The 23,991-nt window shown below is 63.3% G+C and carries 22 protein-coding genes; 9 read left to right on the forward strand and 13 right to left on the reverse strand.

Translation table 11 applies throughout. The features are described 5' to 3' along the window. Positions 1–12 precede the first annotated feature (12 nt). From KIP88_RS01645 to KIP88_RS01655, 3 genes are read left to right on the forward strand one after another with little or no spacing between them, the layout of a single operon-like run. Complete coding sequence (locus KIP88_RS01645; protein ID WP_214486080.1) at positions 13–1,584, forward strand: ABC transporter substrate-binding protein; 1,572 nt, start codon at positions 13–15, stop codon at positions 1,582–1,584. Beyond that, the gene (locus KIP88_RS01650) at positions 1,584–2,564 is read left to right on the forward strand and encodes an ABC transporter ATP-binding protein (protein WP_214486081.1); all 981 of its coding nucleotides are present in this window, start codon (positions 1,584–1,586) and stop codon (positions 2,562–2,564) included. Before KIP88_RS01645 ends, KIP88_RS01650 begins: the two co-directional genes overlap by 1 nt. After that, a complete protein-coding gene (locus tag KIP88_RS01655) occupies positions 2,561–3,640 on the forward strand; it encodes an ABC transporter ATP-binding protein (RefSeq protein WP_214486082.1) in 1,080 nt (359 codons plus the stop codon). The genes KIP88_RS01650 and KIP88_RS01655 overlap by 4 nt, the downstream gene beginning before the upstream one ends. A 6-nt stretch (positions 3,641–3,646) precedes the next feature. On the opposite strand, the gene uxuA is transcribed toward KIP88_RS01655, so the two are convergent. The 6 genes from uxuA to KIP88_RS01685 all read right to left on the reverse strand — a co-directional run bounded on the left by uxuA (position 3,647) and on the right by KIP88_RS01685 (position 9,785). Continuing rightward, a complete protein-coding gene (gene uxuA / locus KIP88_RS01660; RefSeq protein WP_214486622.1) occupies positions 3,647–4,837 on the reverse strand; it encodes a mannonate dehydratase in 1,191 nt (396 codons plus the stop codon). 31 nt (positions 4,838–4,868) lie between these two features. Next, positions 4,869–5,915 carry an L-idonate 5-dehydrogenase gene (locus tag KIP88_RS01665; RefSeq protein ID WP_214486083.1) on the reverse strand — a complete coding sequence of 349 codons (1,047 nt, stop codon included), beginning with the start codon at positions 5,913–5,915 and terminating at the stop codon, positions 4,869–4,871. Next, on the reverse strand, positions 5,912–7,318 hold the full coding sequence (locus tag KIP88_RS01670) for a TRAP transporter large permease (protein WP_214486084.1): 1,407 nt from the start codon (positions 7,316–7,318) through the stop codon (positions 5,912–5,914). Before KIP88_RS01670 ends, KIP88_RS01665 begins: the two co-directional genes overlap by 4 nt. A gap of 4 nt (positions 7,319–7,322) precedes the next feature. Beyond that, positions 7,323–7,895 (reverse strand): TRAP transporter small permease, encoded by a 573-nt coding sequence (locus KIP88_RS01675; RefSeq protein ID WP_214486085.1) that lies wholly within the window; start codon positions 7,893–7,895, stop codon positions 7,323–7,325. A gap of 93 nt (positions 7,896–7,988) precedes the next feature. Beyond that, positions 7,989–8,897: a sialic acid TRAP transporter substrate-binding protein SiaP gene (locus KIP88_RS01680; RefSeq protein ID WP_249790494.1), complete on the reverse strand. Its 909-nt coding sequence runs from the start codon at positions 8,895–8,897 to the stop codon at positions 7,989–7,991. 150 nt (positions 8,898–9,047) lie between these two features. Continuing rightward, positions 9,048–9,785, reverse strand: a complete 738-nt coding sequence (locus tag KIP88_RS01685; protein WP_214486086.1) for a FadR/GntR family transcriptional regulator — start codon at positions 9,783–9,785, stop codon at positions 9,048–9,050. Between the two features lie 121 nt (positions 9,786–9,906). On the opposite strand from KIP88_RS01685, the gene KIP88_RS01690 reads away from it, so the two are divergent. Continuing rightward, the gene (locus tag KIP88_RS01690; RefSeq protein ID WP_214486087.1) at positions 9,907–11,427 is read left to right on the forward strand and encodes a mannitol dehydrogenase family protein; all 1,521 of its coding nucleotides are present in this window, start codon (positions 9,907–9,909) and stop codon (positions 11,425–11,427) included. Between the two features lie 69 nt (positions 11,428–11,496). Here KIP88_RS01690 and KIP88_RS01695 read toward each other — a convergent pair whose 3' ends face one another. Continuing rightward, positions 11,497–12,327 carry an alpha/beta hydrolase gene (locus tag KIP88_RS01695; RefSeq protein WP_308163166.1) on the reverse strand — a complete coding sequence of 277 codons (831 nt, stop codon included), beginning with the start codon at positions 12,325–12,327 and terminating at the stop codon, positions 11,497–11,499. A 163-nt stretch (positions 12,328–12,490) separates the two neighbouring features. On the opposite strand from KIP88_RS01695, the gene kynU reads away from it, so the two are divergent. Beyond that, the gene (gene kynU / locus KIP88_RS01700) at positions 12,491–13,684 is read left to right on the forward strand and encodes a kynureninase (protein WP_214486089.1); all 1,194 of its coding nucleotides are present in this window, start codon (positions 12,491–12,493) and stop codon (positions 13,682–13,684) included. Next, positions 13,681–14,520 (forward strand): tryptophan 2,3-dioxygenase, encoded by an 840-nt coding sequence (gene kynA / locus KIP88_RS01705; RefSeq protein ID WP_249790455.1) that lies wholly within the window; start codon positions 13,681–13,683, stop codon positions 14,518–14,520. Before kynU ends, kynA begins: the two co-directional genes overlap by 4 nt. Before the next feature lie 22 nt (positions 14,521–14,542). On the opposite strand, the gene KIP88_RS01710 is transcribed toward kynA, so the two are convergent. From KIP88_RS01710 to KIP88_RS01725, 4 genes are all read right to left on the reverse strand, one after another. Next, positions 14,543–15,001, reverse strand: coding sequence for a RidA family protein (locus KIP88_RS01710; protein WP_214486090.1), 459 nt, complete (start codon positions 14,999–15,001; stop codon positions 14,543–14,545). A gap of 31 nt (positions 15,002–15,032) precedes the next feature. Beyond that, positions 15,033–16,733, reverse strand: coding sequence for a benzoate-CoA ligase family protein (locus tag KIP88_RS01715; protein WP_214486091.1), 1,701 nt, complete (start codon positions 16,731–16,733; stop codon positions 15,033–15,035). A gap of 171 nt (positions 16,734–16,904) precedes the next feature. Further along, positions 16,905–18,395, reverse strand: a complete 1,491-nt coding sequence (locus KIP88_RS01720; RefSeq protein WP_214486092.1) for an NAD(P)/FAD-dependent oxidoreductase — start codon at positions 18,393–18,395, stop codon at positions 16,905–16,907. A 79-nt stretch (positions 18,396–18,474) separates the two neighbouring features. Next, the gene (locus KIP88_RS01725) at positions 18,475–18,924 is read right to left on the reverse strand and encodes a cupin domain-containing protein (protein ID WP_214486093.1); all 450 of its coding nucleotides are present in this window, start codon (positions 18,922–18,924) and stop codon (positions 18,475–18,477) included. A 247-nt stretch (positions 18,925–19,171) separates the two neighbouring features. Between KIP88_RS01725 and KIP88_RS01730 the strand changes: the two genes are divergently transcribed. Beyond that, positions 19,172–20,191, forward strand: a complete 1,020-nt coding sequence (locus KIP88_RS01730) for an AraC family transcriptional regulator (RefSeq protein ID WP_308163167.1) — start codon at positions 19,172–19,174, stop codon at positions 20,189–20,191. Positions 20,192–20,224: 33 nt separating this feature from the next. On the opposite strand, the gene KIP88_RS01735 is transcribed toward KIP88_RS01730, so the two are convergent. After that, positions 20,225–20,719, reverse strand: a complete 495-nt coding sequence (locus KIP88_RS01735) for a MarR family winged helix-turn-helix transcriptional regulator (protein ID WP_214486094.1) — start codon at positions 20,717–20,719, stop codon at positions 20,225–20,227. A gap of 224 nt (positions 20,720–20,943) precedes the next feature. On the opposite strand from KIP88_RS01735, the gene KIP88_RS01740 reads away from it, so the two are divergent. Further along, positions 20,944–22,116, forward strand: a complete 1,173-nt coding sequence (locus KIP88_RS01740) for an ABC transporter substrate-binding protein (protein WP_214486095.1) — start codon at positions 20,944–20,946, stop codon at positions 22,114–22,116. 21 nt (positions 22,117–22,137) lie between these two features. After that, the gene (locus tag KIP88_RS01745; protein WP_214486096.1) at positions 22,138–22,593 is read left to right on the forward strand and encodes a cupin domain-containing protein; all 456 of its coding nucleotides are present in this window, start codon (positions 22,138–22,140) and stop codon (positions 22,591–22,593) included. Positions 22,594–22,698: 105 nt separating this feature from the next. Here the strand turns inward: KIP88_RS01745 and KIP88_RS01750 are convergent, their stop codons facing one another. After that, positions 22,699–23,952: a flavin-dependent oxidoreductase gene (locus tag KIP88_RS01750; protein WP_214486097.1), complete on the reverse strand. Its 1,254-nt coding sequence runs from the start codon at positions 23,950–23,952 to the stop codon at positions 22,699–22,701. Between the last annotated feature and the right edge of the window lie 39 nt (positions 23,953–23,991).

Raw genomic sequence — 23,991 nt, forward strand, 5'->3', positions numbered from 1 at the left:
GGAGAGAACACGATGCGCAGCATTTTGACGGGCGTTGCGGCGCTGCTCGGAGTGGCCGGAATCTACTCGGCCGCCGAGGCACAGACCTTGCGGGTGATGAAGTCGCTGGACGCGCCGCATTACGACGGCCAGCGCACGACCTGGTCGCCGACGTCAGATATCGTCAACATGTTCCAGGATACACTGGTCGCGCTCGACTGGGATGGCCAGACTACCATCCCCTATCTCGCCAAGTCATGGACGATCAGCGAGGACGGCAGAACCTATACCTTCAAGCTGCGTGACGACGTGACGTTCTGCAGCGGCAAGAAGTTCACCGCCGCCGATGTCATCTACAGCTTCAAGCGGCTGAAGGATCCCGAGACCAAGGCGCCCTACGCCTGGCGCGCCGGCGAAATCAAGGAACTGCGCGCGCCCGATCCTTACACCGTCGAGTACGAGCTCAACGAACCCTACTCCGAACTGCTGCTGCAGCTCACCATGTACACCAACGCGATCCATAACCAGGAAAGCGTGGAGACGCTCGGCAAGGATTACGGCATCAAGGGAATCGACGGCACCGGGCCGTGGTGTTTCGAGAGCTGGCAGCCGCGCACGGAAATCGTGCTGAAGCGCCACGACGCCTACAAATGGGGCCCGTCGATGTACAAGAATAAGGGCCCGGTGAAATTCGACAAGCTCAGCATCAAGATCGTGCCCGAGGATGCCAGCCGCGTCGCCGCCATCATGGGCGGGCAGTTCGACCTCACCCACCAGGTCCCGCTGCAATTCATCGCGCAGGTCAAGGCCGCGCCCAACCTGACCGTCCAGGAGGCCCAGCCCAACTTCCAGCTGATGTATTACGGCTACAAGATCACCCGTCCGATGGTATCAGACAAGCGCGTGCGCGAGGCGATGAACATCGCGATCAACCGCGCTGACATCGTCAAGGGCGTCATGCTGGGCAACGCCGAACCGGCGCTCACCTTCGTCGATCCCAAGGCGCTCGACTTCGCCGCAAAGACCAAGGGCGTCATCAAGGAGGATGTCGAACGGGCGAAGCAGCTCCTCGACGAAGCCGGCTGGAAGGTTGGCAGTGACGGCATCCGCGAGAAGGACGGCGTGAAGCTCGCGCCCCGTGTCCTGTACACGCAGGTGTCCTACTTCCCGCGCGTATCCGAAGCGATCCAGGGCTATATGCGCAAGATCGGCATCGACTGGAAGATCATAGGCTTCGACTCCACGATTGCGCCAGCCGAGATGGGCAAGCAGGACTACGAACTGTGGACCGTGACGGTGCCGTATCTGTCGGCGGGCGAGTTGATGAACATCTATTTCAACTCGAAGAATATCCCGACGCCCAACCGCATGAACTGGAAGGACGCCGAGACCGACGAGTGGCTGCGCGCCGGCCGCGCCGCATTAACCGACGCCGAGCGCACGCTCAACTACGCGCGCGTGCAGGAGAAGGTGATGAGCGAGCATCTGTGGATGCCTGTCATGAACGTTGCCATGTACACCACCAGCTCGAAGAAGATGAAGGGTGTCAGGCCGCACATGCTCTATCAGAACACCTTCTACAAGGGACTGGATTACTCGTTCTGATGGACACGCTCCTCGAGGTTCGTGGGCTGAAGACCCACTTCGCGACGGATCGCGGCCTGTTCCGCGCCGTCGACGGCATCAGCTTCAGCGTTCCTCGCGGACGCACGATCGGCCTGGTCGGCGAGTCCGGCTGTGGCAAGAGCGTGACGTCGCTTTCGGTGATGGGGCTGGTGCCGAGCCCGCCGGGCAAGGTCGAGGCCGAGGCGGTGCTGTTCGGCAATCGCGACGTGCTGCGGCTTTCAGCCGACGAGCGCCGCAAGCTGCGCGGCGGCAAGATGTCGATGATCTTCCAGGAGCCGATGACCTCGCTCAATCCGGTCCACACCGTCGGCCAGCAGATCGTCGAGGCGATCCTGGCCCACAGCGCGATGTCGCCGCGCGCGGCGAGAGAGCGCGCGATCGAGATGCTCGACCTGGTGCGGATCCCCTCGCCGGCGCAGCGCATCGATGATTTCCCGCACAACATGTCGGGCGGCATGCGCCAGCGCGTGATGATCGCGATGGCGCTGAGTTGCGAGCCGGCGCTGTTGATCGCGGACGAGCCGACGACGGCGCTCGACGTCACCATCCAGGCCCAGATCCTCGACCTTCTGAGCGACCTGCAGCAGCGGCTCGGCATGGCGATCCTGATCATTACGCACGATCTTGGCGTTATCGCCGAGGTCGCCGATCAGGTGCTGGTGATGTATGCCGGCCGCATCGTCGAGAGCGCCGACGTCAACGACCTGTTCGCCGATCCCCAGCATCCCTATACGATCGGTTTGCTCGGCTCGATCCCGCGCATCGATGTCGACCGCAAGCGTCTTGCGACCATCGAAGGCACGGTGCCCAGCCCGAACAACCAGCCCGCGGGCTGCCGCTTCGCGCCGCGCTGCCCGTTCGCGGACCAGCGCTGCCGGCTTGATCCGCCACCGCTGCGCGATGTCGTGCCCGGCCATCAGGTGGCATGCTGGAAAGCTCCGGTCGAGGTGGCGTCATGAGCGATGCGCCGGTTCTTCAGGTCAACAGCCTGGTCAAGCATTTTGCAGTCACGCGCGGATTGATCCGCCGCAAGGTGATCGGACTCGTGCGCGCCGTCGAGGATGTGACTTTTGAGATCGCCCGCGGCGAGACGCTGGCGCTCGTCGGCGAGTCCGGCTGCGGCAAGTCGACCACGGGACGCCTGATCCTGCGCCTGATGGACCCGACGTCAGGCTCGGTGCGCTTCAAGGGCAAGGAAATCGCCAATCTCGACAAGGGCGAGCTGCGCCGGATGCGCCGGCACATGCAGATCATTTTTCAGGACCCGTACGCCTCGCTCAACCCGCGCATGACCGTGGGCGAAATCCTGGACGAGCCGCTGCGGGTCCACGAGATCGGCGACGCCTCGTCCCGCGCTGCGCGCGGGCGTGAGCTCCTGGAAATCGTCGGTCTGTCGCCCGAGCATGCCAGGCGCTATCCGCACCAGTTCTCGGGTGGGCAGCGCCAACGCATCGGCATCGCCCGCGCACTCGCCGTCAATCCCGACCTGATCGTTTGCGACGAGCCGGTGTCGGCGCTGGATGTTTCGATCCAGGCGCAGATCGTCAACCTCCTGCAGAATCTGCAGCAGCGCTTCGGCCTCTCCTATCTGTTCATTGCCCATGATCTTGCCGTGGTGAAGCACATCAGCGACCGCGTCGCGGTGATGTATTTGGGCAAGCTGGTCGAGATATCAGACAAGAAGACGCTCTACGACCGCCCGCTGCACCCCTACACCCAGGCGCTGCTGGCGGCGATCCCCAAGCCCGATCCCGCCTTGCGCACCAAGCGCGTGATGCTGCAGGGCGACGTGCCTAGCCCGTTCAGACCGCCGACCGGATGCCGCTTCCATACCCGCTGCCCGCATGCGCAGCCGCGTTGCTCGGCCGAGGAGCCAAAGCTGCGCGAGGCAGCGCCCGGTCATCGTGTGGCCTGTCATTTCTTCGAGACGTTACCCATTCCCACCATCCTCGCCCGCGCAGGCATGGCGAACGGCAAATTCGCCGAGCGGCTGGCGGCGTTCGAGGCGGCCAAGCAGGCGCGAGTGCCGGTCTGAACGGGATCAGCCGGTGTGCTCGATGGCGCGGATCGCCCCGCGCAGTTCGGCGAGCCCGCGCAGCCGGCCGATCGCGGTATAGCCGGGATTGGTGCGCTTGGTTTCCGCGAGATCGTCGAGCATGCGATGGCCGTGATCCGGCCGGAACACGATCTGGTCGTTCGATGAACGCTTGTGGTTCTCGGCAAGCAGCGCCTTCAAGACCGCGATCATGTCGACATCGCCGTCGAGATGGTCGGACTCGAAGAACGACAGACCGTCGCCTTCCCGCTTGGTCGCACGCAGATGGGCAAAGCCGATCCGCGGTGCGAAGCGTTTGGCCATCGCGGGCAGATCGTTCTCCGCGCGTACGCCGAGCGAGCCGGTGCAGAAGCAGATGCCGTTGGCCTTTGAGGGCACGGCATCGAACAGAGCCTGATAATCTTCCGCCGAGGATGCAATGCGCGGCAGGCCGAACAGCGGACGCGGCGGATCGTCCGGGTGCAGCGTCAGCGTCACACCGAGGGATTCGGCGACCGGCGTCACGCGCGCGAGAAATTCGGTAAGATGCTGGCGCAGTACAGCGGAGTCGATGCCGCGGTACTGCTGCAAGCGGTCGCGGAACTGCGGGATCGTCAGCGGATCGGTCGTGGAGCCCGGCAGCGCGCTGGCAATGTTGGTGACGAGGACATCGATATCGGCCTGCGTCATCCGCGAATGGACCTCCTTGGCGCGACGCCGCGCAGCCTCGGAGTATTCGGCGGGTGCCTCCGGCCGCTGCAGGATATGCAGGTCGAATGCCGCGAACCGTTCCTGATCGAAACGCATCGCCTTGGCGCCGTTCGGCAGTTCCCATTCGAGATCGGTGCGGCACCAGTCCACGACCGGCATGAAATTGTAGCAGATGATCTTGATGCCGGCTGAAGCCACTGCCTCGAGGCTCGCGATCCAGGCCTCGATCGAGCGGGTCGCGCCGCCGCCGAGCCGCTTGACGTCATCGGGGATCGGAATCGATTCCACCACCGACCATGTCAGCGGCGAACGGCTGGGCTGACCGTTCTCGATCAGGTTCTTGCGCTCCTCGACGGCCGCGCGCGTCCAGGCCTCACCGATCGGCACCTGATGCAGCGCGGTTACCACGTCGGTCGCGCCGGCCTGGCGGATATCGTCGAGCGATACGGGATCATTGGGCCCGTACCACCGCCATCCCTGCAGCATCATGGGCGATCTCCTGAAATCTGAATTACACTCAAGCCGTCAGCACGACCTTGACGCTCTGCGAGCGGTCGAGCGCCAACCGCACCGCGTCGGGCGCGACCGATAGCGGCCGTTGCGCCGTTACCAGCGAAAGCACATCCACGCTGCCATCGGCGATCAGCTCGACCGCGGTGAAGAATTCCGTCCCGAAGCGGAACGAGCCGCAGAGATCGATCTCCTTGGCCATGACAGCATTCGCCGGCACCGGGATCTGCCCACCCGGCAGGTTGCCGACCTGAACCACGACGCCGCCGCGCCTCACGACGCCGATGGCGCTTGCCAAGCCTGCCGCCGTTCCCGAGACTTCGAACGCCACATCGAACGGCTGCGCCGTGGCTTGCGCCTTCAGCGCCTCCTCGCCGCCGGAGATATCGACGACCTGGTTGGCGCCGAGCCTTGTCGCGAAGGCCAGTGGCGCCGCCGCGATGTCGACGACGGTGGTCTCCGCGATCCCTGCGCGCTGGGCCGCCAGCATGGTCAGCAACCCGATGGGACCGGCGCCGAACACCACGGCGCGCTTGCCCGCCACGTCGCCGGCGCGGGCGACCGCATGCAGGCACACCGCCAGCGGTTCGGCGAGCGCCGCCGCCTGATACGTGACGTGGTCGGGAATCTTCACGCACTGCGCCGGAACGGCGTCGAAGTAGGACGCAAAGCCGCCCTGCATATGCGGGGTCTTCGAGGCCGAGCCCATGAAGAAGATGTTTTCGCAGAGATTGGGCCGGTTCTCGCGGCACGGCTTGCAGTGGCCGCACCAACGCGACGGATTGACGGCGACACGGTCGCCGACCTTCACGCCGGGCGCGGAGCCAGCGATCTCGACCACCTCGCCCGCGATCTCGTGGCCAAGCACGAGCGGCGAGGTCACGACGAAATCGCCGGTGCGGGCATGGCGATAGTAATGCATGTCGGAGCCGCAGATGCCGCCGGCGCCGAAACGGATGCGCACCATGCCCGACGCCAAGGGATCGAGCGGTCGCTCGACCATGCGCAGATCTTCCGGGCCGAACAGCGTTGCGGCCAAAGCCATCGATGTCATTTTGAGAGTCCCATGTATTTCGGTAGCCAGAGCGTCAGCTCCGGGATGTAGGTGATGGCGACGAGCGCCACCAGAAGCGGCACCAGCCATGGCAGGATCGCCATGGTCGTTCGCTCGACGGAAAGCTTCGCCACGCGCGCAAGCACGAACAGCACCATGCCGAGCGGCGGATGCAGCAGGCCGATCATCAGGTTCAGCGTCATGATCAGGCCGAAATGAATGGGGTCGATGCCCAGTTTCAGAACGATCGGCAGCAGGATCGGCACCAGAATGGTGATCGCCGCGATGGTATCGATGAAGCAGCCGACGAACAGGATCAGGATGTTCGCCAGCAGCAGGAATACCCACTTGTTCTGGGTGATCCCGAGCATCACGTCGGTGAGCGTCTGCGCCGCCTGCGACACCGTCAGCAGCCACGCAAAGATCGAGGCCGCGGTCACAATGAACAGCACCGAGGCCGTGGTCTCGATGGTGTCGAACGTCGCCTTGGCCACCGTCTGCAGCGTCATCGAGCGATAACGTACCAGCCCGAGGAACAGCGACCAGATCACGGCGGCGACCGCAGCTTCGGTCGGCGTGAACCAGCCGAGCGTCATGCCGCCGATCAGGATCACGGGTGCCATCAGCGCCATCACGGCGGAGAAATCGAAATACCAGTCGAGCGCCAGCAGCGCCACGAGACCGATGCCGACCGCCATGTTCACCGAGAGCCCGCCGACGACCAGCAACCAGACCACCAGCGGGAACGCCAGGACGATGAAGATCTCGAGAGCGGCCGAACCGATCTGCGGCCAGGAGAACGGCGCGTCGCTACCCCAGCCGTTCTTGTGGGCAAAATAGGCCACCGTCGCCATCATGGCCAAAGTCATGACCACGCCGGGGATCAGGCCGCCGAGAAACAGCGCGCCGATCGAGACGTTCGCCATCATGCCGTAGATCACGAACGGCAACGACGGCGGAATAATCGGGCCGAGCGTGGCGGACGCCGCCGTCACGCCGACGGCGAACTCGGTCGAGTAGCCGTGGTCCTTCATCGCCTTGATTTCGATGGTGCCGAGGCCTGCAGCATCGGCGATCGCCGTGCCGGACATGCCGGAAAAGATCACGGAGCCGACGATATTGACGTGGCCGAGGCCGCCGCGCATCCAGCCTACCAGCGCCACCGCGAATTTGTAGATACGGCCCGTCACGCCCGCGATGTTCATGAGATTGCCGGCCAGAATGAAGAACGGCACCGCGAGCAGCGGAAAGCTCTCGACGCCGGCGATCATGCGCTGCGCCAGCGTCACATCAGGCGTGATGCCGGTGACGAGAATATACACCAGCGACGACACCGCCATGGCCAGCGCGACCGGCAGGCCGACCAGCATCAGCAGCAGAAATCCCCCAAGCAGCAGCAGCATCGCCCTACCCTTCCGTTCCGTCGAAGGCGCCGGGGCGCTCCAGAATCGAGTAGCCGCGGCGCCAGTTCTCGACCGCGATCTGGATCGAGCGTGCAAACATCAGCGCGAAGCCGAGCAGCACGGCGTAATAAACAAATCCCTTTTGAAACTTGATCGTGGTCATCCGCTCGTCGCCGATGATCTGGATGAACTGCCAGACCAGCGTGATCGCATAGCCGAAGAACGCGATCCGGATCAGATCGATCACGGTCGAAAGCGCGCGCGCCGGCAAATGCGGCAAGTAACGAAACAGCAGATCGACCTGGATGTGCCGCGACAGCCGCACGCACATCGCCGAGCCTATGAAGACCACGCCGATCAGGCAGTAGGTCGCGATCTCCTCGGTCCAGGCATAGCTGTCGTTGAGCACATAGCGGGTGAAGAACTGCAGGAAGACCGACAGCGCCATGATCCAGAAGATCACCAGCGCCAGCCAGTCCTCGGGCGCATATCCGCTGAGATCGGCGCCCTTGGGGACCTCGTCCTCGAAGGTATGGGCGATCTCGTCCGCCGTGATCTGCTTGTGCACTTCAACCATCGACTTGCGCCCTCTCCCGAGCTGGCCTTCAGGACGCCTCGCCGTGCTTGCCGTGAAAAAATCGCGGCAAGCACGGACGAAGGCCTTAGGCGATTACTTCACCGCCTGGATGCGCTCCCAGTCGGCCTTGCGGTAGTCGAAGCTCTCGAAGCTCACGGTCTTGAGAACGGTGTCGCGGAACTCAGACTTGTTGACCTCGGTCACCGTCAGGCCCTTTTGCTTGAAGAAATCGACCAGCTTGGCTTCGTTGGTCTTGATTTCGGCTGTCGCCTTGGCGGCTGCTTCCTGCGCGACGTCGGTGAAGATCTTGCGATCTTCCTCGGACAGCTTCTTCCAAAGTCCGCCGGAGATCACAGTGTTGAGGTGATCGACGATGTGGCCGGTCAGCACGATGTGCTTCTGCACCTCGAAGAACTTCTTGGCCTCGATCGTGGTGAGCGGGTTTTCCTGGGCCTCCACCGTGCCGTTCTGCAGCGCGAGATAGACCTCGGCAAACGCAATCGGTGCGGTGTTGGCGCCGCAGGCGCGCGGCATCGCGAGATAGGCAGGAACGTCGGGCACACGAATCTTGAGGCCCTTCATATCGGCGCAGGTCTTGATCGGCTTGTTCGAGGAGGTGTGGCGCACGCCGTAATAGGTCACCGCGAGGATGCGATGGCCAGTCTTATCCTCGTAGCCCTTGGCGAGCTCCTTGAAGACGTCGCTCTTGGTGTAGGCCAGCAGATGGTCGGCGTCGCGGAAGGTGTAGGGATAATAGGTCACGCCGATCGGCGGAAAGCTCTTGGCCGCAAAGCTCGAGCCGGAAATGATCATATCGACCGAACCGAGCGCGAGCCCCTGGTTGATGTCGGTTTCCTTGCCGAGCTGCGAGGCCGGATAGACGTCGATCTGGTAGCGCCCATTAGTGCGCTTGCCGATTTCGCCGGCGGCCCAGACGGAAGCGGTGTGGAACGGCTCCGAGGTTTCGTAAACATGGGCCCATTTCAGCTTGGCTTGCGCCATGCCTGATGTGGTCGCGGCCAGCAGCGCAGCGGCAGACGCCGCGAATGCAATCGTCAATTTCTTCAACACGTGAATTTCCTCCGTTGCTACAATTTTCTTTTGTTACCCAACCGACCCGGCATTTCGCCGAGCCGTTCGAATTCTTCTCGCTCAGCCGCTCCTTGCGCTGACGCGGGAGGTGGACGACGCTTCCGCTCCGAAATTTTGCGCAAAGCGGGCCTGCGAACGCGCCAGGTGCTCGCGCATCGTTACGCGCGCCGCATCCGGATCGTGCGCGGCAATGGCGTCGCGGATCGCACGGTGCTCGGCCAGCGCCGCATTCCAGGATTGCGGATTCTCGAAATAATGCGCGAGCTTGGCGAAGTAGGGATTGAGCCGCTGGTCGAACAACTCGCCGACCACGCGGACCAGCACGGCGTTGTCGAGACATCCGGCTACCGCTATATGAAACGCGCGGTCATGGATCATCGAGGCTTCGCCGGGGTGCTGCACGGTGGCCATCGCTTCCAGCGAAGCGTCGATGTGCGCGATGTTCTCAGGTGTCGCCACCCGCGCCGCCTGTTCGGCGATGGCGCCTTCGATGAATTCGCGCGCGCGCAAGAGTTCGAACGGGCCTTCGATCTCGGCCGCCGCCGGCACGGGCTGTGCGAGCGCCGCCGGTTCACTGACATAAATTCCGGAGCCGACGCGGATGCGAACCCGGCCCTCGACTTCCAGGGCGATCAGTGCTTCGCGTACCGTCGGCCGCGATACCTTCAACTGTTCGGCAAGATCGCGTTCGGTCGGAAGACGGCTGCCCACGCGGTATTCGCCGCTGTCGATCAAAGCGCGGAGCTGATCGGCAACCTGGCGATAAAGGCGTCGCGCTTCGACGGCTTCGAGCGGCACGCTCAGCTCTCCCTGACGATCCCCTTACGTGATCGATTTTTCTTGCTTTGACTGGGCCAGCGCCAATAAATCGGAATATTGGCCTTACCAATTGACCAAAGATTGATAGATCGAGCCGCCCATGTCAAGCGAAACGCCGAAAAATCACGGTTCCAGCCCGAAAGACGGCGATTTCCGCCTCTCGAACGCCACCCTTCCCCGGCTTCCCGGCCAGGTCCGGCGCCCGGCCTATGACCGCTCGGCCGTCACGCCGGGCATCGTTCATCTCGGAATTGGCGCGTTCCACCGGGCACACCAGGCGGTCGTCATCGACGACCTTCTTGCCGGTGGCGCCACCGATTGGGGAATCGTCGGGGCCAGCCTGCGCAGTTCGGACACGCGCGATGCCCTCGCCCCGCAGGATTGTCTCTACACGCTCGCCGTTCGCTCCGGCGCGGGCACCGATCACCGGATCGTCGGTTCGGTTCTCGCATGCGAAGTTGCCAACGAGAAACCCGCCTCTTTGATCGCGCGCCTGACCCATCCGGCCACGCGCATCGTCTCGCTGACGGTCACCGAGAAGGGCTACTGTCACACGCCGCAAACCGGCGACCTGAACGAGCATCATCCCGACATCGTTCATGACCTGCAAAATCCGGGCACGCCGCGCTCGGCGATCGGATTCCTGGTGGCCGCGCTGGCGCGCCGGCGAATTGCGGGTGCTGCCCCCTTCACCGTTCTGTCGTGCGACAATCTCTCCGCCAATGGCCATACGGTCGGGCGGATCGTGACGCAGTTCGCAGCCTTGCGATCGCGCAATCTCGCCAAATGGATTGAGGCCGAGGTGGCTTTCCCCTCGACCATGGTGGACCGGATCGTACCGGAGACCACCGACCTCGACCGATCAGAGGTTTCCTCCGCGCTCGGCATGACCGACGCGTGGCCGGTGGTGACGGAGCCCTTCACGCAATGGATCGTCGAAGATCGCTTTCCAGCAGGACGGCCGGATTTCGCGGCCGCAGGCGTGCAGATGGTCTCGGATGTGACGCCGTTCGAGCACATGAAACTGCGGCTGCTGAACGCCAGTCACTCGGCGCTGGCCTATCTCGGCTATCTCGCCGGCCATGAGACCATCGCTTCCACCATGACGGACGTTCGCTTTGCGGCGCTTGCCCGACAGGTGATGCACGATGCGGCGCCGACGCTGGCGATGCCTGAAGGCACCGATATTGCGGCCTACAGCGCATCGCTGCTGCAGCGCTTTTCCAATGCCGCTCTGCATCACCGTACCTGGCAGATCGCGATGGACGGCTCGCAGAAACTGCCGCAGCGGCTGCTCGCCACCATCCAGGACCGGTTGCGGCTGGGCCTTTCGATCGACACGCATGCGCTCGCGGTGGCCGGCTGGATGCGCTACGTCACCGCAAAAGACGAACAAGGACGCGCCATCGACGTGCGCGATCCGCTTGCCAGGGAGCTGGCTGATATCGCCGAGCGCGCCGGCCCATCCGCAGAGCGCCTTGCTCCCGCGCTGCTGGAGGTGCATTCCATTTTCGGTACGCTTGGCAGCGATCCTCGCATGCGCAGCGCCGTCACCGAGGCGCTCACCAAACTCTACGCCCTGGGTGCACGGCAGACGGTGCAGACGTTTCAGCCAACATGATCGGCAGGTCAGAACCACCTGGTGGCAAGCCACACCGCGCCCCGCCGTTCATTTCGGGAATTCAGCAGGCTACGGAGACAACAACGTCCTGGTGAGTTGATGATCGGGATCGGCGAGCCCGTCGATGACATCGAAATGATGCCGGCCGGGTTCCTCGATCATGCAGGTTTTCGCGCCTAGCCCGGTCCAGATGTTGGCGAGGAGCGCGTTCTGGCGGACGAATTCCGGGCGCTCGGCGCTGCCCACCCAGCACGTCACGCGTGCGTTCTGCATCGGCTCCAGCAACGCCGGGCTTTCCACGAGCGCCTCGGCCTCGTCAATCCGAAGGTCCGTATTCATGGCGGCCTTCATCAGCGGACGAAGGTCATGAAGGCCGGAAATGGAGACGGTGTGGCTGATGCGCCCCCGGATATCGTCCGGGAGCGGCGACGTCGCCGAAATCATGCGTGTCACCAGATGCCCGCCAGCGGAATGGCCGGCCAGAAAAAGCGGGCCTTCGACCATCGCGGCGGCGCGCTCGACGGCCGCGGCAATTTCGCGCGTGATCTCGGAGATGCGCACAGTCGGGCACAGCGTGTAGGAGGGCATCGCCACCGCATAGCCGCCTTCAACCGATCCGCGCGCGAGATGCGACCAAAAGCTCTTGTCGAGCGCCTTCCAGAATCCGCCATGAACGAAGACGACCAGGCCCTTTGGCCGGCCTTCCGGTCCAAAGAGATCGAAGCGGTTTCGTGCGCCCTCGCCATAGCTGATATCGAGCGTCGCGCGGCCGCTGCCCTGAAGTGCGTCGCGATAGGCCTGCGCGGGTTGCACCCACGCCGCCGGCCAGCGTTCGCCGCCCGGAATGTTCGGAGCATTCGCATAGGCGTCGTCCCAGTCGGAAATCTGATGAAAAATCACGCGGTTCGGTTTCCATTTCATCTTGTGGGCCGGGCGGATGTCCGATCGCTACCCGCAGGCAACCAGTCTATACCGGGAAGCGCACCTGGCGCCCATAAATTTCAAGCTTGAAATAATCGATATCAGCGCGAATAATTCCAGCGGGGCGCGGACCAGGAAAGACATGACCGATTTCACGCGAACAAAATCGCGGTTCGCCATCCCGGATGGCCTGATCTATCTGGACGGCAATTCGCTCGGTCCCCTGCCCGTTGCAGCCGCCGATCGCGTCGGCCGCATGATATCGGAGGAATGGGGCAAGCACCTCATCAAGGGCTGGAACGTCGCCGGATGGATGACGCAGCCGCGGCGTGTCGGCGACCGCATCGGCCGGTTGATCGGCGCTGCCGACGGCACAGTGGTCGTGGGCGATACGCTGTCCATCAAAGTCTACCAGGCACTGGCCTCGGCGCTCCAGCTCAATCCGTCGCGGCGCGTGATCTTGTCAGACACCGGCAACTTTCCTTCCGATCTCTACATCGCCAGCGGTCTGCTTGAATCGCTCGACCGTGGCTACGCGTTGAAGGTCGTGGCCCCCGAAGACGTCGAAGCCGCCATCGACGAGACGGTCGCGGTGCTGATGCTGACGGAGGTCGACTATCGCACCGGCCGGCTGCACGACATGCGCGCGCTGACACGCAGGGCGCATGCCGCCGGCGTGCTGACGGTCTGGGATCTGGCGCATTCCGCGGGCGCGCTTCCGGTCGAGTTGGAAGCTGCCGAGGCCGATTTCGCAGTCGGCTGCACCTACAAATATCTCAATGCCGGTCCTGGCGCGCCAGCCTTCATCTATGTAACGCCAAAGCACGCCGATACGGCGCGGCCGGCGCTTTCCGGCTGGATGGGTCATCACGCGCCCTTTGCCTTTGACCTCGACTATCGGGCCGGGCCGGGCATTGAGCGAATGCGGATCGGTACGCCACCGATCATTGCGATGGCCGCACTCGACGCCGCCCTCGACGTCTGGGACGGCGTCAGCATGACCGACGTGCGCCATGCATCGATCGCGCTTGCCGACCTGTTCATCCGCGAAATCGAAGGACGTTGTCCCGAGCTGACGCTGGCTTCGCCGCGGGACGGCAAGCAGCGCGGCAGCCAGGTTTCGTTTCGTCACGCGGATGGCTACGCGATCATGCAGGCGCTGATCGCGCGCGACGTGATAGGCGACTTCCGTGCGCCGGACATGATGCGCTTCGGCTTTACGCCGCTCTATATCGGAGAAGCCGAGGTTCGCGCGGCAGTCGAAATCATCGCCGACGTCTTGACCAATCGCCGCTGGGATACCGCGGATTACCGCAAAAAGGCGCTCGTAACATGACTGGCAAGCCCGACGACGCCCCGCGTGAGGGAGCCCAGATGTCGTTCGACGGGCGCATGTCCTACAGCGATTATCTGCATCTGGAACGCGTTCTGGACGCGCAAGAGCCGCTCTCGGACGCGCATGACGAACTGCTGTTCATCATCCAGCACCAGACTTCCGAACTCTGGATGAAGCTCGCCATCCACGAACTCCGTTCCGCCATCAAGGCGATCCGCCACGACCAGTTGCAGCCCGCCTTCAAGATGCTGTCGCGCATAGCCCGGATCTTCGAGCAGCTTAATACCGCCTGGGACGTGTTGCGGACGATGACACCCAGCGAATACTCCGAGTTTCGCGATCAGCTCGGGCAGTCCTCCGGTTTCCAGTCGTACCAGTATCGCGCGATCGAGTTCCTCGCCGGCAATCGCAATTTGGCGCTGCTTGGCCCGCACGCGCACCGCCCCGACATCACGGCCAAGCTCGAGGAAATTCTCGCTGAACCAGGCCTCTATGACGAGGCGCTGCTGCTGCTGGCGCGCAATGGTTTTGACATCGGCGAAGACGCACGCCGAACCGACTGGCGCGTCAAGCGCACGCCAAACGACGAGGTTTTGGCGGCCTGGAAGACCGTCTATGCGTCGCCGGCGAAACACTGGATGCTCTACGAGCTTGCGGAAAAGCTGGTCGATTTCGAAGACTATTTCCGCCGCTGGCGCTTCAACCACGTCACGACGGTCGAACGCATCATCGGCCTGAAACGCGGAACCGGCGGCACATCGGGCGTCTCCTACTTGCGCAAGATGCTCGAGGTCGAGCTTTTTCCGGAACTCTGGAAGCTGAGAACGGAGCTCTAGGACGACACCCGATAAGCGGGTTTCAGCGCGGCACCACTGCGGTAGCTTCGATCTCGACGAGCGCCGCCTTCTCGACCAGTCGCACCACCTGCACCAGCGCCATTGCCGGATAATGCGCGCCAAAGATCTCGCGATAGACGCGGCCGAGTTCTTTCAGGCTCGCGAGATATTCCTCGATGTCGACGACATACCAGGTCAGGCGCACGAGATGCTGAGGTCCTGAGCCGCCCGCGGCAAGAATCTCGGAAATGTTGGAGAGCGTCTGACGCACCTGCGCGACGAAATCGGGCGCCAGGCGGCCCTGCGTGTCCCAGCCGATCACGCCGCCAGTCACCACGAGACGGCCGTCGGCCGCCATGCCGTTGGCGTATCCTTTCGGCATCGGCCAACCGCTCGGCTGCAGCACTTGCGGGCCGGATGACGAGGTATCGGACTTGGGATTAGGCACCACGCTCAGCGTGGGGCCTTTGGGGGCGGTCACCGGCTGTTCTCCTTCGTCCAATTCAAAGCATTCACTCCGCAGCGACATCAGGCGATGACGCGGCTCCGGCCGACGCCATCTGCCTCAGCGCAAAGCGCCTCAGCTTGCCGGTTTCGGTCTTCGGCAGTTGCGCGACATATTCGATTGCGCGCGGATATTTATAGGGCGCAATGGTCTGCTTGACATGATCCTGCAACGCCTGCGTTAGCGCGGCATCGGCAGCAGCGCCGCCGGCCAGAACCACGTAAGCCTTGACGATCATGCCGCGCGCCTCGTCGGGCGCGCCGACCACGCCGCATTCGGCGACGGCAGGATGCGACAGTAGCGCCGCCTCGACTTCGGGACCTGCGATGTTGTAGCCGGAAGAGACGATCATGTCGTCCGAGCGGGCGACAAAGGACAACCGTCCATTCGCGTCGCGGACGAAGGAATCGCCTGTCAAATTCCAGCCGTCGCGCACATAGTTCGATTGCCTGCTGTCGGCCAGATAGCGGCAGCCGGTCGGCCCGCGCACCGCAAGCTTGCCGACGGTACCATCAGGCAATTCGTTCATGCTGTCGTCGACGACCTTCGCCTCATAGCCGGAAACCGGTTGCCCGGTCGTTCCGGCGACGGCGTCACCGACGCGGTTGGTGATGAAGATGTGCAGCAGTTCCGTCGAGCCGATGCCGTCGAGAATGGTCTTGCCGGTCTTGCGGGTCCAGTTTTCGAACACCGGCGCCGGCAAAGTTTCGCCGGCGGAGACTGCAATCCGCAGCGACGACAGATCAGCGCCGTTGTCCATCGCGGCCATCATCGCGCGATACGCCGTCGGCGAGGTGAAGCAGATCGTCGCCTTGTAGGTCTCGATAATCTTGACCATTTCGGGCGGCGACGCGTTTTCCAACAGCGTTGCGGTTGCACCGAACCGCAACGGGAAGATCGCGAGCCCGCCGAGCCCGAAGGTAAAGGCCAGCGGCGGCGAGCCGACGAAAACATCGTCCTCGGTCACGTTGAGGACTTCTTTGGCGTAACCGTCCGCCACGATCATGAGGTCGCGGTGGAAATGCATTGTCGCCTTGGGTTCGCCCGTGGTGCCCGAGGTGAATCCAAGCAAGGCGACGTCGTCGCGTCCCGTCTTCACGGCTTCGAACTTTACCGGCTTGTTCAGCGCTACCCGGTCGAGTTCGGCGTCATGGTTGGACGTGCCGTCGAAGCTCACGACCTGCTTGAGGAACTTGCTTGTCTTCGCGCACGCGACCAGCTCATCGGCAATGCGGCTGTCGGTCAGCGCCAGCGCAATCTCGGCCTTGTCGATAATCTTGCTCAGCTCGCCGGCGCGCAGCATCGGCATGGTGTTGACGACGACGGCGCCTGCCTTTGTCGCCGCAAGCCATGCCGCGACCAGCGCCGGATTGTTGCCGGAACGGATCAGGACGCGGTTGCCGGGCTTGACGCCGTAGTTCTCCACCAGCGCATGCGCGAGGCGGTTGGACCAGTCAGCCAGTTCTTTGTAGGTGCGCTGGCGGCCGTTGCCGATCAGCGCGATCCGATCACCCCAGCCTTTTTCGACGATACGGTCGGTCAGTTCGACCGCGGCATTCAGATATTCCGGATATTGAAACTCGGGCCGGTCGAGCAACAGATCCGGCCATTGTTCGGACGGCGGCAGATTTCGCCGCGCAAAGTCATCGATATGGCCCGACGGGCCAAGGGACGAACCAGGGGTCCGGCTGGGAGTTCTACCTGACATTCACATCTCCCCTCGCTTCCATCAATGAAAGGCTCGAGATCAATATCGAGGACGCCCGGCAACGCCGTCTCGCAAATCATTTTAGGCTTAAAACAATTTTTCGCAAGTGCGGAATCACGCCTGCCCGCCCCCCAACCTGACGGCGGCAGCGCGGTGGGAACCCGCCCTCCGTCAGGCTGCGCGATAGGCCGGCGCCGAGGCCAGGAAGCGGCCATAGGCCGCGGCATCGGGCGGGGTAAATTTCTCCACCAGCGGATTAGCCCGGCGTCCGGACACGCCGATATCGGCCAGCAATTCGTCAAAATGCTTGAAGTGATAAGGCGCCACGCACAGCCCGCCATACACGCCGGCCGCCGGCCGCTCGACGCGCCTGAAATGCAGCATCATCTCGATGTTGTCCTGCATCTCCTTGCGCGTCGGCTGACGGGCGAGCTGGCCATCGGCGTAGCGCACCAGCCAGTTCGCGGCGAGGTCTGCGCACAAAACCGTGCAGAAGCTGGAATTGAAGCCGACGAATCCCATCTCGGGCAGGTCCGGATTGGCGATCAGCCGATACAGCCGGTATTGCCCGTCGGGATCGACAAGCTTGTTGCGGTACGCCTGCGGCAGGAACGGCACGCCGAGTTTGTAGCCGATCGCGAGCACGGCGACGTCGGCCTGAACGCGCTGCCCGCCGGTCATCACAATGGAATTTCCGTCGTAGCGCTCAAAGCTGCCTCTGACGGCCTTGATGCGGCCGTCGGCAACCATCGGAAAGAATCCTGGCGTGGCGATCGGCACCGAGCAGTTGACGCCGTCTTCGATCCGCTCTTTCGGCACCATGTCGCATTTGCCGAGCTTGAGCTGAACTTTCAGCAGGCTCTCCAGTCCACGCCAGTTGGCCCAGATGAACGGCTTTGCGACCGCATGCGCGAACCGCGACATCGCGCCGATGCCCCAGCTCCGGAACATTTCCTCCTGTGCGCGGATGTAGAGAATGCGTTTGAAATTGACCAGGCCGCCGATGAAATAGGGAATCCGCCACACCGGCTCGCGATATACCATCGTCACTTCGGCCGCGCCGGAATTGACCGCGTTGACCGCAATGTCGGTTGCCGACTTCGAACCGCCGAGCACGACGATCCTCCGGCCCTTGGCGATGACAGGATCGTTATATTGCGAGGAGTGCAGGATACGCGCGCCCTGCGCCTTGAACGATTCTTCGCCGGGCAGGCTGAGCGTCTGGGGCTCGTTGAACTGCCCGGTGCAAACAGCAACAAAATCGAAATCCTCGTGACCGACGCCGCCATCCGGCCCCCGCAGCCCGAGCCGCCAGCCGGGCGCGGAATCGGGCCGGCGATCCATCTGCAGCACGGCCGTGTGGAAGCGGATCGCGCCGAGGAGATTATTGTCCTTGGCGTACTCGGTGAGATAGGCGTGGACCTGCGGGCCCTTCGGCCATTCCGGATAGGAATCCGGCATCGCCTTGTCGGTATAGCGATAGAGATCCTTCGGGCTTTGCGTTTGCACCTCGGGATAGGACCGCGCCGGCTCCCAGACGCCACCGAGATCGCCGCTGCGTTCGACAATCGTGATCCGATGTCCGCGCGCGGCGAAGGCTTTTGCCGCCGCGAGCCCCGATACGCCGGCGCCGACGATACAAACATGTTTTCGCGTGATCATGACAACGTCTCCAGCAAGGATGGGCTCACCGGAGCGGCGCATTTGCGAATCCAGCGCCGCTCCTTTGCGCTCTTTCGAACTATTCGTTCGCCTCGGGTGGTAGGAAATTCACTTCATGCTGCGCCGAGATCCGAACCACCTCTTCGGGATCGGTCAGATTGTGGAGCTGGTTGAACAGCGCCTCCAGCTTCTGCATCGGCGACACCCAGAACAGCGCACGCGCCGGCTTGTCGGATTTATTGAAGTAGCCATGCGGAATGCCGCGCGGCATCCGAACGAGGTCGCCGGCCTTGGCCTGCACCCAGACGCCGTCGAGCTTGAGATCGAGGGTACCCTCCTGCACCAGGATGAATTCATCCTGCGTCGGGTGGACGTGCACCGGCACGAACTGGCCGGGCTCGCTGTTGGTCTCGAAGGCAAAGGTTGAGTCGGTCACGGCTTTGGGGAAGTAGACCTGACCCAGGATGTTCCAGGTCTTGCCGCCGTAGCCCGTGCCGCTGGCGGTGATGCCTTTTTCGAGAGCTGCCATGTCGCCATCTCCTCTGTCGCGGTTGGTGGTTCTTGGTGTCGAACTCGTTCGCGCAGGTTGCGGCCCGGCGACCCGACCGTCTAGCCAGAAAACGAATCCGTCGTCCGCGAACCGAAATTTTTGATTGTTGCGGCGCGAAAAAACGGCTCTTGCCTCCGGACCAGGCAGGCAAACGCGAACAAAACGCCTTTCCAATAGAGGCCCGCGCCGATATTATAGGCTTCAAATAAATGCAAAGGGCCGGGCCGTGGCGAGGGCTTCCAGCGTTCCAGAGCATGACCCCGCCGTCCGACTGGCGGCGTTCAACCACGTTTCGACCGACAGCGTCGACGACGCCGCCGATGCGGTCGGGCGCATCTTTTGCCCGCATGAATTGAAGCCCACCACGCGATCATCGCCTGAATTCTTCGCACTCCATAATTGTGCGGTCTTTGGCGGCTTCTCCGTCAACTACGTCGCTTATGGCGGGTCGGTGACGATCGACCCCGGTTGTCTCGAGCGCTTCTTCCTATTGCAAATCCCCGTGCATGGTTCGGCGCGGATCCAAACGGCGGCGCGCGACATCGCAGCCGCTCCCGGTGAGAGCGCTTCGCTATTGTCGCCGACGATTCCCACACGAATGACCTGGCTGGGCAATTGCGCCCAGCTCATTCTGCTGGTCGACCGCCGCCTCCTGGAGCAACGGGCTGCGGCGCTGTCGGGCCGGCCGGCGTGCGCGGTCGAGTTCGAGCCCGCGGTCGATCTCGCCTCCACGGGCGGCCGAGCGCTGCAGTCGCAGATTCTGGAGTTCGTCGATCTCGCCGAGCGCCTCGGACCGCAACGACGGCTTTCGCCAATCGCGGCAGCCAATATGCGCGAGACGCTGTCGGCTGCCTTGCTTCACGGCCAGCACCACAGCGCCAGCGATGCGATCGACCGATTTGGCGGCCGGGCCGAAGCGCTGCCGCAGCCGCTCCGGCGGGCGCGCGAGTTTCTCCATGCGCATGCGGACGAGCCGCTCGACCTTGTACAATTGGCCGAAGCCGCGGGCACGGGTATCCGCGCGCTGCAGCTCGGCTTCCAACGCCATTTCGGAACATCGATCTCGGAGATGCTGCGCGACATCCGGCTCGCGCATCTCAACGCCAGATTGACCGCCGCATCCCCTGACGACAGCATCACCGATATCGCATTCGAGCTTGGATTTACCCATCTCAGCCGGATGGCAAGCGCCTATCGTGCCAAGTTCGGTGAAACGCCGTCAGCGACCCTGCGCGCGATGAACTAGCGTCCGGCTAGCTGCTTCAGCCGAAGCGTCGCCTCAGCCCGCTCGCGCCTTGGCGGATTTCTGCGCCGAAGCCTTGGTCTTCGCCAGCAGGCGCATCAGTTCGCGAACGTCCTTCGGCGTCAGGTCGCCGAAGACATCGGCAATCCACAATTCGTGCTCCGCCGCCATCTTGCGGAATTCGGCCCGCCCCACCTTGGTCAGGCGGATCACCTGCACGCGGCGGTCGGCGTCCGACGTGCGGCGGTCGAGATGCCCGGACTCGACGAGGCGCTCGACCAGCCCGGTGACGTTCCCATTCGAGACCATCATCCGCTTGGAGACATCTGATAGCGTCATGCCCTCCGGCACCTTGTCGAGCTGCGCCATCAGATCGAACCGCGGCAGCGTGACGTCGAAGCGCTCGCGCAACCGGCTGCGCACCTCGCCCTCGATCAGGGTCGTGCAGGTCAGGAGGCGAAGCCACAGCCTGAGTTCGTCGCCATGATGCTCCGGGAGCTCGACGGCCTTGGTCTCTGAATCGAGGATCATAATGCAAATCTTGTCCGGCTTGGGCGTTCGGCGATCGAACAGAGCGCAGCTTCTCGGATCATTGCCCAGATTTCTTTAGGTTTCAAGTAATTGGCGCATGGCTTGCATGGTGGCTTGCAGGGACGCGTTCTGCTTGCAGGTGCCGTCGCCGTCAGAATAAGCTGCAATCCGAGCATTGGGTGTAGCGTGGGTTTCGGCGGCAAAGGCCGAACGGAGGAATAATCATGAAGCAGTCGTTGAAACTGACCGGACTTGCCGTCTTGCTGGGTGTTGCCGCACCGGCCGCAGCGCAGGAGAAAATCAAGATCGGCGTGATCACGACCTTGTCCGGCCCGGCGGCCGTCCTCGGCCAGCAATCGCGCGACGGCCTGCAACTCGGAATCAAGGACCTCGGCGGCAAGATGGCCGGCAAGGACGTCGAGGTCGTTGTCGTCGACGATGAACTCAAGCCCGATGGCGCCGTGACCAAGGCCAAGGGCCTGCTCGAACGCGAGAAGGTCGACTTCGTGGTCGGACCGATCTTCTCCAACATCCTGCAGGCCATTCACCGGCCGGTGACCGAGAACAAGACGTTCCTGATCAGCCCGAACGCGGGGCCATCGAGCTATGCCGGCAAGGAGTGCAGCCCGTTCTTCTACGTGACCTCCTACCAGAACGACCAGGTTCACGAGATCCTCGGCAAGGTCGCGCAGGACCGCGGTTACAAGCGCATGTATGTGCTGGTGCCGAACTATCAGGCCGGCAAGGATTCGGTGGCCGGATTCAAGCTCGACTACAAGGGCGAGATCGCAGAGGAAAGCTACACGCCGCTCGGCACGCTGGATTTCCAGGTCGAGCTGACCAAGATCGCTTCTTCCAAGGTCGATGCGCTGTTCACCTTCATGCCGGGCGGCATGGGCGTCGGCCTTGTCAAGCAGTACCGGCAGGCCGGCCTCGCCGACAAGATTCCAGTGCTGTCAGCTTTCACCGTCGATGAATCCACCCTGCCCGCGCAGCAGGACGCCGCCGTCGGCATGTTCGGCGGCGCCAACTGGGCGCCGAACATGGACAATCCGCAGAGCAAGAAATTCGTAGCCAGCTACGAGGCTGCCTACAACAGTGTGCCCGGCACCTACGCCATGCAGGGCTATGATACAGCCATGCTGATCGATAGCGCGGTGAAGGCCGTGAAGGGCGATCTGAAAAACAAGGAGGCCGTCTCGGCCGCGCTGAAAAAGGCCGAATTCACCTCGCTGCGCGGCGACTTCAAGTTCAACGTCAACGGCTACCCGATCCAGAATTTCTATCTGACCAAGGTGGCGAAACGCCCGGATGGAAAATTCCAGACCGAGATCGTCGAGAAGGTGTTTTCGAACTATGGCGACCGGTACGCCAAGGATTGCACGGCTGGCAAATAGTAATCGAGAGGGAGCGACACCATGAAAACCGAAATCGCCGGCATCACGCGCGCCAATGAGGGCATCCAGGGAATCTCCTGGAGCATCCTCGGCCAGACCTATGTGCCTAAAAGCGTCACCGAACATTCCTTCTCATGGCATGCGACGTTCCCGCCCGAAACCTTCGTGCCGCCGCATATTCATCCCGACCAGGACGAATATCTCTACATCCTGGAGGGCCAGCTCGACTTCTTCCTCGACGGCGCCGAGACACAAGCCACGCCCGGCGATCTGGTGCGGCTGCCGATGGGCAAGCCGCACGGCATCTTCAACAAGTCCGGCCGCACCGCCAAGACGCTGTTCTGGGTGTCGCCGACGCGGCGGCTCTACGATCTGTTCTGGGCGATCCATAACATGAAGGAGCAGAAGCCGGACGCGGTGGTGGCGCTCGCCGCCGAGCACAACATCCACTTCCTGCCGCCGCCTCCGGGGGCGTGAGGGATTACTCCGTAGCCCGGGTGGAGCGCAGCGAAACCCGGGACCGCTGCCGCTGCTGATCGAACCCCGGATTGCGCTTCGCTCCATCCGGGCTACGCGAGTTTCCTACGCCCGCACCGCGGCCAACCCAAGCGGCGGCGGCGCAAAACCGGCCTTGGAGGCGTAGCCGCGCACGATTGCCTCGCGCTGGGCGTGGCTCAGAACCTTCTCGATGTCGGTAAAGCCATCGGGCGCCAGTTGCTCGACCGCGTCGATCACGCCCTCGGGGCCGCCGCGGCGGTTCGCGCGCACGATCTCCGCCGTCATCGGCAAGCGCTTCTGTTCATAGGCCACCAGCGCCTGGCGCGGATGCTCAGCTCGCGCCAGTTCATCGGCGAGCGCGCGGGCGTCAAGGATTGCCTGCGAGGCGCCGTTGGAGCCGACCGGATACATCGGATGCGCGGCGTCACCGAGCAGCGTCACCCGGCCCCAGGTCCAGTACGGCAGAGGATCGCGGTCGCAGCAGGGATATTCGTAGAATTCCGGCGTCGCCGAGATCAGGCTGCGCACGTCGACATAGGGCACATTGAACCGCTCGACATGCGGCATCAGTTCCTCGCGCTTGCCGGGCCGCGACCAGTCCTCGCGGCGCGGCGGCGGCGAATTACCCTCGCCGATCTTCACCATGACCGCCCAGTTGGTCAGCCGGCTTGAGGGGCTCGATCCTTCGGCAATCGGATACACTACGACCTTGGCATTCAGCCCGCCGGCCACGATCATCGAGCGGCCAGTCAGGAACGCCGGCCAATCACGCGCACCGCGCCACAGCATCAAACCGTTCCAGCACGGCGGCCCCTCGTCCGGAAACAGCATTTCGCGCACCCGCGAATGAATGCCGTCGGCGCCGATCAGAATATCGCCGCGCGCAGTCTTAACGTGCGCGCCGGTGCGATCGAAAAAATGCGCGACCACGCCGCCCTCGTGCTGCGCGAACGAACCGAGACGGCAACCGGTGTCGATTGCCTCAGGCCCGAGCCGTTCCTCGACGGCGCGGTGGATCACGCTTTGCAGGCGGCCACGATGAACCGAGAATTGCGGCACGTCGTGACCGGCGTCGAGCCCGCGCGGTTCGCGCCAGACTTCCTGGCCATGACGGTTGAGATAATACAATTGATCGATGCGAACGGCAGCGGCATCCAGTCGGTCGAGCAGACCGAGAGCTGTCAATTCACGGATCGCGTGCGGCAGCGTGTTGATGCCGACGCCGAGCTCGCGGATGCTCTCAGACTGCTCGAACAATTCGCAGTCGATGCCACGCCCGCGCAACATCAGCGCAGTGGTAAGGCCTCCGATGCCGCCCCCGACGATGATCGCCTTCATGCGCTTTACTCCACTCTCTTCCTCCACCTCGCCCCGCTT

It is taken from the genome of Bradyrhizobium sp. SRL28 (genome assembly GCF_018596315.1).
GTDB lineage: Bacteria > Pseudomonadota > Alphaproteobacteria > Rhizobiales > Xanthobacteraceae > Bradyrhizobium.